This is a genomic window from Enterobacter cloacae complex sp. IR5403, from assembly GCF_049238705.1.
In the GTDB taxonomy this organism is placed as follows: domain Bacteria; phylum Pseudomonadota; class Gammaproteobacteria; order Enterobacterales; family Enterobacteriaceae; genus Enterobacter; species Enterobacter hormaechei_C.
The window spans coordinates 129,648-142,877 of record NZ_JBMKHP010000001.1; the positions used below are offsets into that span (position 1 = coordinate 129,648).

Consider the following 13,230-nt stretch of genomic DNA (forward strand, 5'->3'; position numbering starts at 1 on the left):
TCGTAGGCGTTTTGGATCTTAATACTATTAAACAATGATAAATAAAATACTGGTCAGTGCCTGCCTGATGGGCCTTAAAGTCCGTTATAACGGGAAAGAGAAAGCGCAGATGACTCATCAACTCGCTCGCTGGCAACAGGAGCAGCGCCTGGTGATCCACTGCCCTGAGTTGGCTGCGGGGCTACCTGTTCCGAGACCACCCGCCGAGATTATGTTGGCTGAAGGTAGAGACGTAATGCGTGGACAAGCCAGAATAATTGAAAACACCGGAACAGATGTTACCGGGCATTATCAACTTGCAGCCTGGCTGGCTCTGCGAGCAGCACAAGAAGCAGGATGTACTGCTGCTTTGTTAACTGATGGTAGTCCAACGTGCGGAACTCAGTTTATCTACAACGGTTCTTTCAGTAATCAGCGTAAATCGGGTATGGGAGTGGCAGCGTCATTACTCTCCGAACATGGTATTGCGGTATTTTCAGAAACTCAGTTTGCGGAGCTTGTGAACTGGATTGAAGAAAGGGAATGAACGATTCTCCAGGATTAACGCCGAGCGGCATCGCTTCCTGGTCATAATGGGTATGCAGCTCATTTTTCCATTTTATGAGCCACCTCGATTAACTCCGCCCCCTGATTCTTCACGTTCCCCACGGCGCGAGTTACAGCATGCCAAATAAACTCGTCGGCGGGTACTGCACCGTCGGCAATGATCTCTTCCGCTTCCTTCCCGCCTACGTCCTGGCGCATCCATTCCCTTGCAGCTTCTGGCGACAGAACCAGCGGCCGTCGATCGTGTATATCAACGAGGCCTTTATCCGCAGCAGAGGTCACTATGAGAAAACCTTCGGCTTCATCGCCGCGCTCAAACGGCGTACTGCCGATCGCCGCCATGAATATCGGCTGCCCGTCGGCCCGATGAATGAAATACGGCTGTTTCTTGTCGCCTTCCTTTTTCCATTCGAACCATCCATCGGCAAAGCAGATCGCCCGGCCATGCTGCCACAGAGGTTTAAACATTCTGCTGGTGGCCGCGGTTTCTACACGCGCGTTAATCAGTGGCGCTTTATCCCACCATCCAGGCGCGTAGCCCCAGAATACCGGATCGAGGTGCAGTTGTTCGTCGCGTTCGCTTAACAACAGCACTTTGGTGCCGGGCGCAACGTTGTAGCGGCCAATGGGTTCAGGGTCATATGCGATGTCGCGATCGCCTTCGTCGGCCAGGTAAGCCAGATATTCTTCACGGGTTTGGGCTTGTGCAAAACGTCCACACATAGAAACCTCCAGTCAGTCAGACTGAAAGTATAGGGCAGGGAGAAAAAGTAGCGCGGTCACGCTCCTGAGAGTGAACCGATGCTGGAAAATCGCGGGCTGAATGCACAGGGGCATTGTTAGTTGAAAACAGAACCGGGCTTTGCGCCCGGTTACTCTTGTATCAACCACATGTCCGACTCTTCGAACATCTCCTCAAGCATGCGGTTGAGCTTTTCACGGTCGCTTTTGCTGGCGTCGCTGTTCAGGCCGTTTGCTTGCATTGGTTTAACCGTCACGCTGGCATCAGGAAAAATCCGGTGCACGCGTTTTGTCAGCTCGGCCAGGATGATTTCCCTGGCTCCCTCCAGCCCCTGTACGTTTCGCTTGTCATAAACCAGTTCCACAAACATGATTGTTTACCTTATGGATGTTACGCATGTGATTCAGCCTGAACGTAAAATACTACTGTATATGGGTACAGTCAAACAGCGTTCAGGCTAAAGCATCGTCCAGAGCAATGCAGACAGCGTTGCCAGCCCGCCCAGAACAACCAGAAACACCGTCACGCCGCGAAGCTCTGCCAGCGAGGGGCGGGTGTAAATGAGGTACGCTGGGATAAGGAACAGGATCACCGCAATCAGTGGCCCGCAGAACATTTCAATCAGGCTGAGCACATCCGGATTGGCATAAACAATGCCATAGGTCAGCAGGAACAGCGCCAGAGAGGCCAGCCGCTTGCTGGCGTTGGCCTTTTTGCCGGATACGCTGGCAGCCAGCTGACCAAACGTTTGTGCAACCGACAGGCCTACGCCGAGGAAGGATTTCGTCATACCGATGATAGCGATGAGCGGGGCAATGTGGTAAATCAGGCTAAAATCACCGTTTCCCTTCATCACCGACAGCACATTCAGGTTTTCTGCCTTCGCCCGCACAAAGTTGTCATGCGGGATCCCCAGCACGCAGCTCAGCACGAAAAAGAGGATACTGGCGAAGATGGCTAAATAGGCGATGCGGATCACGAACAGTGCCTTTTTCTCGCCCTCCGCTTTCCTCTCCCGGTAGTAAGAGCTAAGCGGAGAGACCATAGGCGCACAGCAAAACGAGAAGGTAATAAGCGGCAGCGTCAGCCAGATATTTTTCAGCGTTACCGGCAGCGGCGTGGCGGTCATTTCAGCGGCCGTATCGGTCAGGTTAGAGAGATGCCAGCCCGGGATAAGTGATACGGCGATCAGCAGCACAGATGCCGCGAACGGCAGCGCCAGCGCGCTCATAATGGCCACGACCCTGTCCCGACCCTTGCTCAGCACCACATACAGTGCAGCAACCACGATAAACGACAATGGCCCACGGCTGAGCGCGGTAATATGCAGATGCTCCACCAGTAAATTATCCAGCGCATTAATCAGCGCCACCCCGTAAACCAGGGTTACCGGGAAGAAGGTCACACAATAGAACAGGGTGATCAGCTTTTCACCCCGTCCGCTGAAGAAGGAGCCGAAGATCGGCAACGTGCCGTTTTCAGTCTTTTCCTCACGCATATACACGCGACAGAGGAGTAAATGGGGGATAAGCGATAACGGCAGCCCCAGCAGGAGCATAACCAGAAAAATAACCGGACCACGGGTGCCGATTTCCACGGGAAGGAACAGTGTTCCCGCTCCGACGGCCGTACCATAGAGGCCCAGCGTCCAGATGTTATCCTGCCAGTGCCAGTTAGAGCGTGTTGTAATATTAGCTGAGAGAGTAGTGGCTTTATTCATCATATTTTACCGCGTTGTTAGAGGAGCGACGACTTATTTAGTTTTTATCTGCCTGTAGTCGTTGCTGCGCCATTACGTCACGGGTAGGAGGGGTTTGATTTCGCATACCGTAAACCTTATGTGTATGCCTGCAATAACTATCGTTATTCTTTGACGATGCTTTAACAGGCGGTTAATTAAGAAAGGGATTTGTTAAATTAACGAACAAATAACGACTGACTTTCCCTGCCTGCACGTCTGTTAATTAAAGAATAAACACCCTGTTTTATTAAGTACCATAAGGCGGCGTCATATTGAAGGGGGCTTATTTAATTATTTTATTGGGCGGGAAATTATCCCGTCATGCCTCAAATTAAAAAACAGAATGTAGACAAACACGTAACCCGCTCGTAGCTTTCGAACCGTCTTGTAACATAACGCTCTCTTTATGGTGGCGAAGGGGCACAAGGTGTCTATGCCTGCTATTAAACGCCCCATAAAAAAATCCTCTTCTATACTCAGTTACGTTTAGTGAAATATGCCGCCGCTCCACACGTCGCGTTGCCTTAATAGCGGCGGTCAGCAGGGGCATATATCCACGAAAACGCCTTAATGATGGTCAATTTTGCATTTTTCAGAGGGGGACTCCTGGTATGTTGCATTCTCAATCCTCGCGCGTCGGCAGCATTTTGCTGCTGCTGACCGCGATAATAGCCTTCGCGGTGGCGCTATACGCCTGGTGGACGCCGCTTACCGGCGTCACTGGCACCATTGGCGCACTGGGCGTGGTCATTGCCAGCGTAGTGCTGGCGATCCTGACCTTTATGCTACGCGCGGCATCGCGTCGCGGGGCGCGCGTTTTCCTGATTATTGTCACCCTGGTGGTGTTGGCGGGTATTGCTTTCGCCGCCGCGCTGCTGCACCAGTACATCATAACGGCAGCCATGGTGGTCGGCCTGGTGGGTCTGATTATGCTGAGCAGCCATTCCGCCCGTTACAACCATCACGTCAGAAGCTGAGGAGCCGCCCGTGCACAACGATAAGCATTATCCCTTCATAAAAGTCAGCATGACGGCGCTGGCGCTGCTGGTCGTTCCGCTCGCGCTACAGGCGCAGGATAAGGCCGCTGAAGCCTCTCAGGGGACCCAGGAGTCACTGAATATTGATGCGGCCGATCAGCAGGCGCCCGGAACCACAAAAACCACCGACGATGCCTCAACCGGCAGCGGTGACGGAAAGAAAGCCGCCTCGGCCAGCCAGCCGGCGACGCCGCTGGTGCCCGGCACCGCCACCTGGGACAGCTTCCACGGCCAGCTTAACGCGCAGAAATACAGTCCCCTGACCCAAATCACGGCGGATAACGTCGGGAAATTAACGAAAGTCTGGAAGTTCCATACCGGCGATGTCTCGGATGGTAAAGGCGATACGCCAGCTACCGTCTGGTCCGCAACGCCCATTTTCGCCAACGATACGCTGTACATTGGCACGCCATTCGATCGCCTGATAGCGCTGGATCCGGGGACGGGTAAAGAGAAGTGGCACTATGACACCAAATCGTCGCGCAAGGCGCTGACCCAGCCGGTGCTGAAAAACCGCGGCGTTTCCTACTGGCAGGCCAAAAATCCGGTGAGCGGAGAGGCATGCCAGAAGATGGTTTATATGGGCACCGTTGACGGTAAGCTCTTTGCGCTGGATGCCGATTCAGGCAAACCGTGCAGCGGCTTTGCGGACAACGGCGTGCTGGATCTGAACCAGTGGAACACCGTTAACGCGAAGTATCCGCTCTCTGTCCTGCAACCGCCAACCGTTGTCGGCAACCACCTGCTGGTGGGCTGGGCCGGGAAAGACTGGGCCTATGCCGAAGCTCCTCCGGGCACCGTATTTTCAGTCAACGCCCAGACCGGTAAGCTTGAATGGACCTTTGAGGCGATCCCGGCAGAGATCCGCAAGCGTACCGGTACCGCCAACGTCTGGACGCACATGTCCGCCGATGAGGCCAACGGTCTGGTCTATCTCCCGGTCTCCTCGCCGTCTCCCAACTACTGGGGCGGCAACCGCGTAGACGCTATTCCGCTTGGCACCTCGACCACCGCGCTGGACATCAACACTGGTAAAGTGGTCTGGTCCCGTCAATGGGTACACCACGACGTCTGGGATTACGATATTAACTCCGCCCCGACGCTGATGGACATCACCGTAGACGGCAAGCAGATCCCGGCTCTGGTGCAGGCCACCAAGCAGGGTTTTCTGTTTGTGGTTAACCGCCTGACGGGGGAGGACGTATGGCCAATCGAAGAACGTCCGGTTCCGCAGGGTGATGGTTCGGTCCAGGGCGAAGTTCTCTCACCTACGCAACCGTTCCCGACCAAACCCGCGCCGCTGCTCGACCAGTCGAAAAAACCGGAAATCTGGAAGCTGGCGGATATCGTCGGTGGCGGCCAGTGCTCCCGTCTGTGGGATAACCTGACCTATGAGGGAATGTATACCCCGCCAACCACCAAAGGCGAAGGCACGCTAACCTATCCCGATAGCGCTGGCGGCGTACAGTGGGGCGGGGTGGCGTTCGATCCGCAAAAACAGATCGCCATCGTCAACACCTCGCATATCGTTCAGTACGTGAAGCTCTACAGCCGTGAGGATTACGATAACGCAGACAAAGACTCCGGCAACGAAAGCGGCTTTGCCCCACAGGAAGGCGCCCCGTACGGTATGCGTCTGCTGGTGGCGAGCAACTGGCTGGGCATGCCGTGCTGGCAGCCGCCGTTTGGTGAAATCGTGGCGCTGGACATGCACACGGGCGATGTGAAATGGCGTCGTCCGATTGGCGCCTCCCAGCAGTATGGCTTCTTCATGCCGGAAAGCTGGGGTTCGCCTACCATTGGCGGTCCGGCAGTGACGGCGGGCGGCGTGATCTTCATCGGTGCCTCAATGGATGCCAAAGTGCGTGCCTACTCGGTCGAGAGCGGTGAAGAGCTGTGGTCCGATCAGGCCGAAGCTCCGGCAGTAGCGAACCCGTCCGTCTATGAATATAAAGGTCGCCAGTATGTGGCCTTCGTGGCAGGCGGGAATACGATCCTGAAGGATCAGGTAGGCGATCAGGTGGTGGTATACGCCTTGCCGGAATAATTCACCTGGAAGGGAAAAATAAAGTGGGGCCTGCGGGCCCCACGTTATTTTGCAGTAGTCGTTTTACCGACGCGTTATTTATCGGCTGATGCGCCGGAGTGGGTTGACATCTGCTCGGCGGACTTCAGGTGCTGCTCAACCACCGGCGTATGTTCGTTCGCCAGCGCCTTCACATCCGGATCGTCGATTTTACTGGCATCGCTTTTAAGCTTCGACAGCACCTTCTCGTGGTCCTTCACGCCAGCATATTCCATATACATCTTGTCAAAAGCGTCACCGCGCTGGTTTTCCAGCCTTGAGTTCAGGGCTTTATGCGCGGCGTCAGGCTCGGTCGGCAGCTCCACGCCCTTTTTCTGGGCAACGGCCTGGACTTTGGTCAGCGCGGCGCCGTGATCGTCGACCATTTTCTGGGCGAATGTTTTCACTTCATTGCTTTGGGCCTTGTCGAGGGCGAGCCTGGCGGCGGCAACTTCGTTGATATTGGCCTGCGCCATGTCCTTTAACGCTTTCTCGTCGCCGGAGCTGAGTCTGGCGTCCGGTTGAGCCTGGCCCGCAGTTTGAGTTTGCGCGGCGCTGGTTGTCTGGGCTTGTACGCCAACGGTGCTGAACATTGCTGCAACTGCTGATACGGCTAGCAGCCTTTTCAGGGTTTTACTGGTGTGCATATTGTTCTCCTGATGGTCATGGTACAGGTAAGTTTCGGTTGCTTCAGGCGCAACCGGCAGATAAATGCTAACTGCACAGGTCAGTATAGTAGATGAACCTGCTGTACCCGCTGTTCAGGTCAGTGATAGCGGGTAGTGATGCTCAATCCTTCTACAATATTGATACGGATCATTTACATATTTGCTGCTAATGTTAAATATATAGATTCATCAACAGGAGGAATGATATGAAAAAAGCACTATTAGGGAGTGTATTGGCTTTAACAGTAGCAAGCTTCGGCGCATCTGCGGCAGATATGATTTCCAAGGATGAAGCGCACCACTTCAAACTTGAATACCTTGGTAATGTATCTGTAGGGGCTTCAGGTGGACAAATTTCTTCACCTTCAGATCTTCATCAGAAACTCTCCAAACTGGCAGACGAGAAGGGCGGGAAATACTACGTCATTATCGCTGCCCGTGAGCATGGCCCTAACTTCCAGGCCGTCGCAGAAGTCTTTAAATAATTTTCTCGAATAACTCAAAAACCCGCTTCTGGCGGGTTTTTGCTTATATACCGCCAAAAAAATGCCCCTGATGCGGGGCGAGTGTGAGTCAAATCTTTTCTTATGTTTATGTGTTGTGCTCTAAGGCTTTGGGACAATAACACCTTGTTCAAATAATGCAATCTAAATGCATATTTGAATGCGACGGCAGCATACGTTACACAGATAGTCTACTCTTTACATACAGTTATGGTGAAAGGCAGTTAATCGTTAGCTGTCGCCTGCTGGAGATTGGAAACAGTAAACGGTTACAAGAGGTAAACATGAACGTTGACGCACTGACGCACAAGGCAGAAGAAGAAATTTCAGCGCTTATAACCAAAAAAATTTCAGAGTTACGTAAAAAAACAGGGCAGGAAGTGTCTGAAATTGAGTTTATCGCTCGTGAAGCCATGACAGGCCTCGAGGGGTATGAGGTAAAAATCAAACTCATCTAGTTTAAAAAGGTCGCGTATGCGGCCTTCAACGTACCGTGGCAACGCTGCGTGGGCCGCTAATCTCAGACCAACCTTGGTCTTAAGGGGTAATACACATAAAGACAGGGGCGCGATAATTACCTACCAGGTAACCATTCTCGATACGATGTATTGTCAGAACCCGGCGCGTTTTAACTACCAGCGAGTAAAAGTTCTCAGCAAAATGTTTGTCCGATGCCGTGTCCCGTTCACCTTTGATAATCCTGAGATTGTCCATTCTGAAGGAGGTCGCATTCAGTTTATGGTACGTGAAAATAGCATCACGACTTATCCAGGTCTTACCGTCAGGCGACGTCACTACTCCGTCAATTCTGATGTGACCCTGTCTGTCACGATCCATTTTCAACTTCATTGTTCCTTTCATCTCATACTGATTTTGCGGAGCGCGAAAAACAAAATCTGAATCACAGTCGATAAGAAGCCGATGGCGATACTGAAGACTGGTGACAACACCCACCATGAAGATAAGCAAAAGAAGCATAAAAATAATGAATTTTCTGTTTTTCAACAGGAATTTTACGTTGTTCATTGTTTACATCCAGGAATGATAGGCGTAATCCATACAGGAAATAATTTCATTATCCTTCATATAGCAATGTGATAAGAATGCTCTTCCACTTTGATTCTTCAGTACCCCTCCGGTGGAGAAAAAGTAAAGGATGCTGTCATCGTTGCAGGAGATGTTGTTTTGTCCGATATAATCTTTAGCAGAGGAAAGCGCCTCGTTTAATTGCGCATTTCGCCCCATCAGCACGGCATAGACCGGGCAATTCCCAACGTGTCCTATTTTAGTCGGTGTAATGGACATACTTTGTTTATGCATCATATCAGTGGAAAAGATTACCACCACAGGCGTGGCGATGAGAACCAGCAGTAGAAAAAAGATCGCCCAATAGCCCATTGGCGGCTTAATTTTTTGCTTGAGGTGATGTGATTCTTCACTCAATGATGCCGGAGTGAAAGATAATGAATCATTTTCTGTTCTAATCGTTAACTCATGACTGAGTATAAAACCCTCTCTGGGTACTGTTCTGAGGGTTTCATCGGGAAGCTGAAAATGAGCCATCAACTTACGCAGCTGGGAGACATATTGATTGAGACTGTTATTGGAAGGTTCTAATCCATGCTTCTCCCAAACATAATTCATGATTTCTTCCCTTGTCACGACTCTGCCTTTTTCCTGCAAAAACAGGTGCAGCAGTCTGGCAACGATCGGGCTGAGAATGACCTTGGCTCCTTCGTCATTTTTCTCCCACAGTGCGCCATCGTCGATACGAAAGTAAACACGATCCTCAATGATAAAAAGCATAATCGCTCATTTCCCTCGATACAAAAGCCCTTTGGCTACTTTGAATATTACTCTTCCTGATACTGATTCTAAGAAATTTCCTATGCAGTGTCCCGTAATGCAGATCATGTTCCTTTATAATTTTATATAACAGCATTTTATCCTATAAAATCGATGATTTTAATATAATGGTTCCGCCGAAGTGCTTTGGTGGTAAAGTTTTCGCCGTCAAAAACAACGCCAAAGCAGATACTGAACGGTGAGCGTACAGGCATGAAATTTAAAAATTTTTTCACTGCGGCAGGAGTGGTTTTATCTTTCGGGATGATCTCCACCTCCGTTAATGCTGCGCCAATGATAGGCATTGGCAGTATGTATGATGTTCTGACTCCTGACAGTCATAGTTTGACTAAACGTATATATAACAGTGGGGACTCCACTGCGTTTGTCAGAGTTGAATTGCTCGAAATCCATCCCGGGCAGAAAAATACGCCAAATAATGAAACGCCTGTGAAAGAAATGTCAGGTAACGTGCTTGAAAAAAATCGGCTCGTTGTCACACCATTAAGGATGATTATTCCTCCCAATGGATTTCAATCTGCGCGCGTTATGTGGCCAGGTGTCCGGGATAAAGAACGTTATTTTAGAGTCAGGTTTACACCCGTAATGCCACAGGCAGAAGATGGTTTCGGATTAGATAGCAAGGCCGCAGGGCAATATCGGGAAGAAACACTTCAGGCAGGCGTAAATATCCTTACGGGGTATGGGACGGTGGTGATTGTGCAGCCAGAGAAACCCGCTTTCAACACCCTTATTAAGCAGAGTGACTCAGGTGGTGTGAGTGTCGTAAACAAAGGCAATGCAACGGTTGTCCTTGAAGATATACGTCAGTGCAAGTCCGCAAATACGGATTGCGGAGAAGTGAGCCGCGAATTTATTTTGCCAGGCCGGAGTTATTCTGTGGCTGGGAAAAATGGGTTTAAAACCAATTTCACTCTCATCGAGGGAAACAATAAACAGGCGAAGTCATTCTGACACCTGTTGAATTAATTAGCACATTTTAGTGCGCGTTCTGGACGAAATAACCTTAAGGAGTTTTTATGAATCGTCAATTTAATGCTATTAAAACTACGCTGGCTGCTGCATTTATCTCTTGTGCCGCAATGACCGGCGCAGCGAATGCAGCTGAGAGCCAGAGTTACACTATTAACCTGTCGGCCACCGTACCTTCAGATACCTTCCAGGTGATCCCGGTTGATGCAGGCTGGATCGATCAGACCCAGGACATGGGATATGACATCGCCAGCAGCAAGCTGCAAATTTTTGAGAAGCAGTTCCAGTACAAAAATACGGCTGGCGCAATTCAGGCGACCCTGACCGGTAACCTCAATTCTGACGGCAAACCCCAGCTTTCTAATGGTACCGATGTTATTCCGCTGGCTGTGAGCTTTAACAATACGCCACTCAGCAAAACCGCAACGGAAGTGGTAAGCGAAAGTGCGGCGAAAGCAGGGGGTCGTACTTCACTGAAAATCACCCAGGCCGATGATGCCGCTCTGACCGTGAACGGGATGTTTACCGGCTCAGTTGCGATGATTTTCGAGCCTGTTGTCGCTGTGACTCCTTAATTTCTGACGCGTTTTATTACCTGACAGAGGAGGCCGTTGTTTTCCAGCAGCGGCTTTTTTATGAAAAAAATCGTGTTGCTATTAACCGTGTGCCCTCTTTTTTCCGCAGAAGCAAATATGACGCTGGCCGCGAACATGCGAGCTCTCCCTGAGGATTTCAGACGTTACTTTTATGAGTCCGAAGTGATGGCTCAGGTATATCTGAATGACACCCTTTTATTCGAGGCTGCGATTTCATTAACGGAAAGCGGTGATGTTCGTCTTATACGTACCATTGAGGAGTCAGAAAGCGTCGATTCGGATGTCAGGAACCGGTGGAAAGAGGTTCTCAATAAAGGCATATCAGTGGGTGAATGTACCACACAGTGTCCGTCAGGTCTGATGGCAGCAGAGTATCTGCTCGATAGCTCGATTCTGAAACTGTACACCGCACATTATGAAACAGCACGAACCGAGAACAGTTTTATCTCGCTGCCGGAAAAAATGCCCGGCGGAATGATTATGTACAACGATATCACTGCCACCAACAGTGATAACACGCGTAGCTGGGGTATTAACTCATCGCTTACCGCGTCGTTGCTGGGCTGGAGCCAGCGAGTGTCATTCCAGTCTTCTGGTACTGACGGGCAATACCAGTACAGCAGCAGCACACTCTACGAACTGTATTCCCAGAAAGAGCTGCCGGGACATTTCGTTCGCCTCGGCTTTTTCACTCCCGACAGCGATACGGGCAACGTTGAGATGTCCGGGTTCGGGTATGACACGGTTGTGGGGGCCATGTGGGGAACATCCGACGCCTTACTGATTAACGGCGACAGCGTCAGCGCCTGGCCGGTCTATGTGACAGGACAGAATCAGTCCGTTGCGGAAGTCTGGCGCGACGGGCGGCTCATCCATACGCAACAGCTCGAAACGGGTGTGCAGGCGCTGGACACGCGCCGTCTGCCGGGCGGTATCTACGACATCACGATAAAAATTATTGAAAATGGCAAGACCGTCGACACCCAGCAGGCCCAGATTTATAAACCTCAGGGCTGGAACAACCCTGACAAGCGCTGGCGAATGAACCTGTGGGGCGGACAGCAGCAAACCATCGGTACTGGCACCCGTTATGGCGACGATAACCCTCATCCTGCGGCGGCCGGTGGCGGCATTGACTATCTTGTCCACCCGCGGGTGGTCATGGGGGTGAGCGGGGCGGCCACTGAGAATGAGCATCAGGTGCGGGTCAGAAGTAACATTACGCTCACGCCCAGTGATTCGCTGTTTGCCCAGTACACGACGGGAAATAATGACGTTCAGTCAAACCAGAATACCGATATCCGCTATTACCGTACTATCCCGGGAGGAGGGGCTGCCAGCCTGTACTGGCGTTCGACGACCACCGACGTTTATGGTCACCAGACACGTTATCGCCAGCAAGGGGATACCTGGGGGGCGTCATTATCGCTGCGTTTGCCCTGGACAACCTCGTTGACGGTAAATGGACAATATACAGAAACGGCCTGGCGGCAGGGCTTTGGGGCCGATGTTGCTACCACCACATTGGGAACGCTTGCAGGGCGTAACATGAATTTTCGGGTCAGTGCCTGGGATCGCCCCGGGTTTAGCAACGGGCGTCGGGACCACGGCATGTCGGTGGGGCTGAGCCTGTCGCTCGCACCATCCTCGCGACACTTGGTGTCAGCTGAAACGGGTATGAACCAGAATCACGGCTACTCCAGCCTCAGCTACCAGTACCAGCCTGATGAGAGCAGTACGCTTCGCACCGTGGGCGCCGGTGTGTCCTACAGCGCGAAAAATACAGTCCTTAATGCAAACGGATCTGTAGATACCCCGTTCGTCAGCGCTGACGGCTGGGTGCAGCACCATACGCAAAACAGCTCAAACACAGCAGGGGGCAACCTCAGCCAGGTGCTTATGCTTGGAGGGGGAAAACTGGCATCCTCCAGCGGGAGTGCCAGCCGCAGCACCGGGGCAGCACTCATCGTTGATGTTGACTCGGACCACAATGACATCGGTATCCTGGCCTCCGGGAAGATGTCAGAAACGCGTCTGTTGCCTGGCAGAAATGTGGTGCAGGCGGAACAGTGGAAAAAAGACGTCATCCAGTTTAGCGCGACGGGGGGCGATAGTGTCCGGGTCTTCCCTGAACAACAGAGTGTTCAGCTTAATAAGGGAAGCGTGCAATACGTAAAAGTGAAAGCAGTGAAAACCTATACGCTTGTAGGCACTTTGCAGAATGAACAAGGAGAGCTGCTAAAAAACCGTTTCGTGGAAAGTGATATCAGCGGGGCGGTAATAAACGCAGAAGGGGTGTTGACGTTAGAGACAGGTGCAAAAAACAAAACCTTACTATTAAAAGAGGAAGGAGGAAAATCGCCGCTCAAATGCAGTATTCCTGCGACAGATGATGCCGGGACTAATGCTATTCGTTTTGTCGATGCGCTCAAGTGCAGCGTGATGAATTAACGAACTAAAAATCATACCGTAAGCGCTTTCTTCCGAAGCGAGT

The 13,230-nt window shown here is 51.5% G+C and carries 14 protein-coding genes; 8 read left to right on the forward strand and 6 right to left on the reverse strand.

Going from position 1 to position 13,230, the window contains the following annotated elements:
- Window positions 1-34 precede the first annotated feature (34 nt).
- Window positions 35-526 carry a DUF523 domain-containing protein gene (locus ACOTW6_RS00730; RefSeq protein ID WP_062932641.1) on the forward strand — a complete coding sequence of 164 codons (492 nt, stop codon included), beginning with the start codon at window positions 35-37 and terminating at the stop codon, window positions 524-526.
- Window positions 527-585: 59 nt separating this feature from the next.
- Here the strand turns inward: ACOTW6_RS00730 and ACOTW6_RS00735 are convergent, their stop codons facing one another.
- From ACOTW6_RS00735 to ACOTW6_RS00745, 3 genes are all read right to left on the reverse strand, one after another.
- On the reverse strand, window positions 586-1,269 hold the full coding sequence (locus tag ACOTW6_RS00735; protein WP_062932642.1) for an SOS response-associated peptidase: 684 nt from the start codon (window positions 1,267-1,269) through the stop codon (window positions 586-588).
- A 149-nt stretch (window positions 1,270-1,418) separates the two neighbouring features.
- Window positions 1,419-1,658, reverse strand: a complete 240-nt coding sequence (locus ACOTW6_RS00740) for a DinI family protein (protein WP_003857390.1) — start codon at window positions 1,656-1,658, stop codon at window positions 1,419-1,421.
- An 87-nt stretch (window positions 1,659-1,745) separates the two neighbouring features.
- The gene (locus ACOTW6_RS00745; RefSeq protein ID WP_080454675.1) at window positions 1,746-3,008 is read right to left on the reverse strand and encodes an amino acid permease; all 1,263 of its coding nucleotides are present in this window, start codon (window positions 3,006-3,008) and stop codon (window positions 1,746-1,748) included.
- 632 nt (window positions 3,009-3,640) lie between these two features.
- On the opposite strand from ACOTW6_RS00745, the gene ACOTW6_RS00750 reads away from it, so the two are divergent.
- Both ACOTW6_RS00750 and ACOTW6_RS00755 read left to right on the forward strand, forming a co-directional pair.
- Complete coding sequence (locus ACOTW6_RS00750) at window positions 3,641-4,006, forward strand: hypothetical protein (protein WP_062932643.1); 366 nt, start codon at window positions 3,641-3,643, stop codon at window positions 4,004-4,006.
- 10 nt (window positions 4,007-4,016) lie between these two features.
- On the forward strand, window positions 4,017-6,113 hold the full coding sequence (locus ACOTW6_RS00755; protein WP_213788720.1) for a pyrroloquinoline quinone-dependent dehydrogenase: 2,097 nt from the start codon (window positions 4,017-4,019) through the stop codon (window positions 6,111-6,113).
- A 74-nt stretch (window positions 6,114-6,187) separates the two neighbouring features.
- Here the strand turns inward: ACOTW6_RS00755 and ACOTW6_RS00760 are convergent, their stop codons facing one another.
- On the reverse strand, window positions 6,188-6,778 hold the full coding sequence (locus ACOTW6_RS00760) for a DUF4142 domain-containing protein (RefSeq protein ID WP_213788721.1): 591 nt from the start codon (window positions 6,776-6,778) through the stop codon (window positions 6,188-6,190).
- 227 nt (window positions 6,779-7,005) lie between these two features.
- Between ACOTW6_RS00760 and ACOTW6_RS00765 the strand changes: the two genes are divergently transcribed.
- Both ACOTW6_RS00765 and ACOTW6_RS00770 read left to right on the forward strand, forming a co-directional pair.
- On the forward strand, window positions 7,006-7,284 hold the full coding sequence (locus ACOTW6_RS00765; RefSeq protein WP_003857380.1) for a DUF1471 domain-containing protein: 279 nt from the start codon (window positions 7,006-7,008) through the stop codon (window positions 7,282-7,284).
- A gap of 302 nt (window positions 7,285-7,586) precedes the next feature.
- A complete protein-coding gene (locus ACOTW6_RS00770) occupies window positions 7,587-7,760 on the forward strand; it encodes a GnsA/GnsB family addiction module toxin (RefSeq protein ID WP_074135682.1) in 174 nt (57 codons plus the stop codon).
- 79 nt (window positions 7,761-7,839) lie between these two features.
- Here ACOTW6_RS00770 and ACOTW6_RS00775 read toward each other — a convergent pair whose 3' ends face one another.
- Together ACOTW6_RS00775 and ACOTW6_RS00780 are read right to left on the reverse strand one after the other, a co-directional pair.
- Window positions 7,840-8,328, reverse strand: a complete 489-nt coding sequence (locus tag ACOTW6_RS00775; protein WP_062932646.1) for a hypothetical protein — start codon at window positions 8,326-8,328, stop codon at window positions 7,840-7,842.
- Window positions 8,329-8,331: 3 nt separating this feature from the next.
- On the reverse strand, window positions 8,332-9,108 hold the full coding sequence (locus ACOTW6_RS00780; protein WP_062932647.1) for a winged helix-turn-helix domain-containing protein: 777 nt from the start codon (window positions 9,106-9,108) through the stop codon (window positions 8,332-8,334).
- Window positions 9,109-9,360: 252 nt separating this feature from the next.
- Here ACOTW6_RS00780 and ACOTW6_RS00785 point away from each other — a divergent pair, with 252 nt between their 5' ends.
- The 3 genes from ACOTW6_RS00785 (at window position 9,361) to ACOTW6_RS00795 (ending at window position 13,187) form a co-directional block, all read left to right on the forward strand.
- Window positions 9,361-10,122, forward strand: coding sequence for a hypothetical protein (locus ACOTW6_RS00785; protein ID WP_213788722.1), 762 nt, complete (start codon window positions 9,361-9,363; stop codon window positions 10,120-10,122).
- Window positions 10,123-10,187: 65 nt separating this feature from the next.
- On the forward strand, window positions 10,188-10,715 hold the full coding sequence (locus tag ACOTW6_RS00790) for a CS1 type fimbrial major subunit (RefSeq protein ID WP_062932649.1): 528 nt from the start codon (window positions 10,188-10,190) through the stop codon (window positions 10,713-10,715).
- Window positions 10,716-10,775: 60 nt separating this feature from the next.
- Window positions 10,776-13,187, forward strand: a complete 2,412-nt coding sequence (locus tag ACOTW6_RS00795; protein WP_213788723.1) for a TcfC E-set like domain-containing protein — start codon at window positions 10,776-10,778, stop codon at window positions 13,185-13,187.
- The last annotated feature ends 43 nt before the right edge of the window (window positions 13,188-13,230 follow it).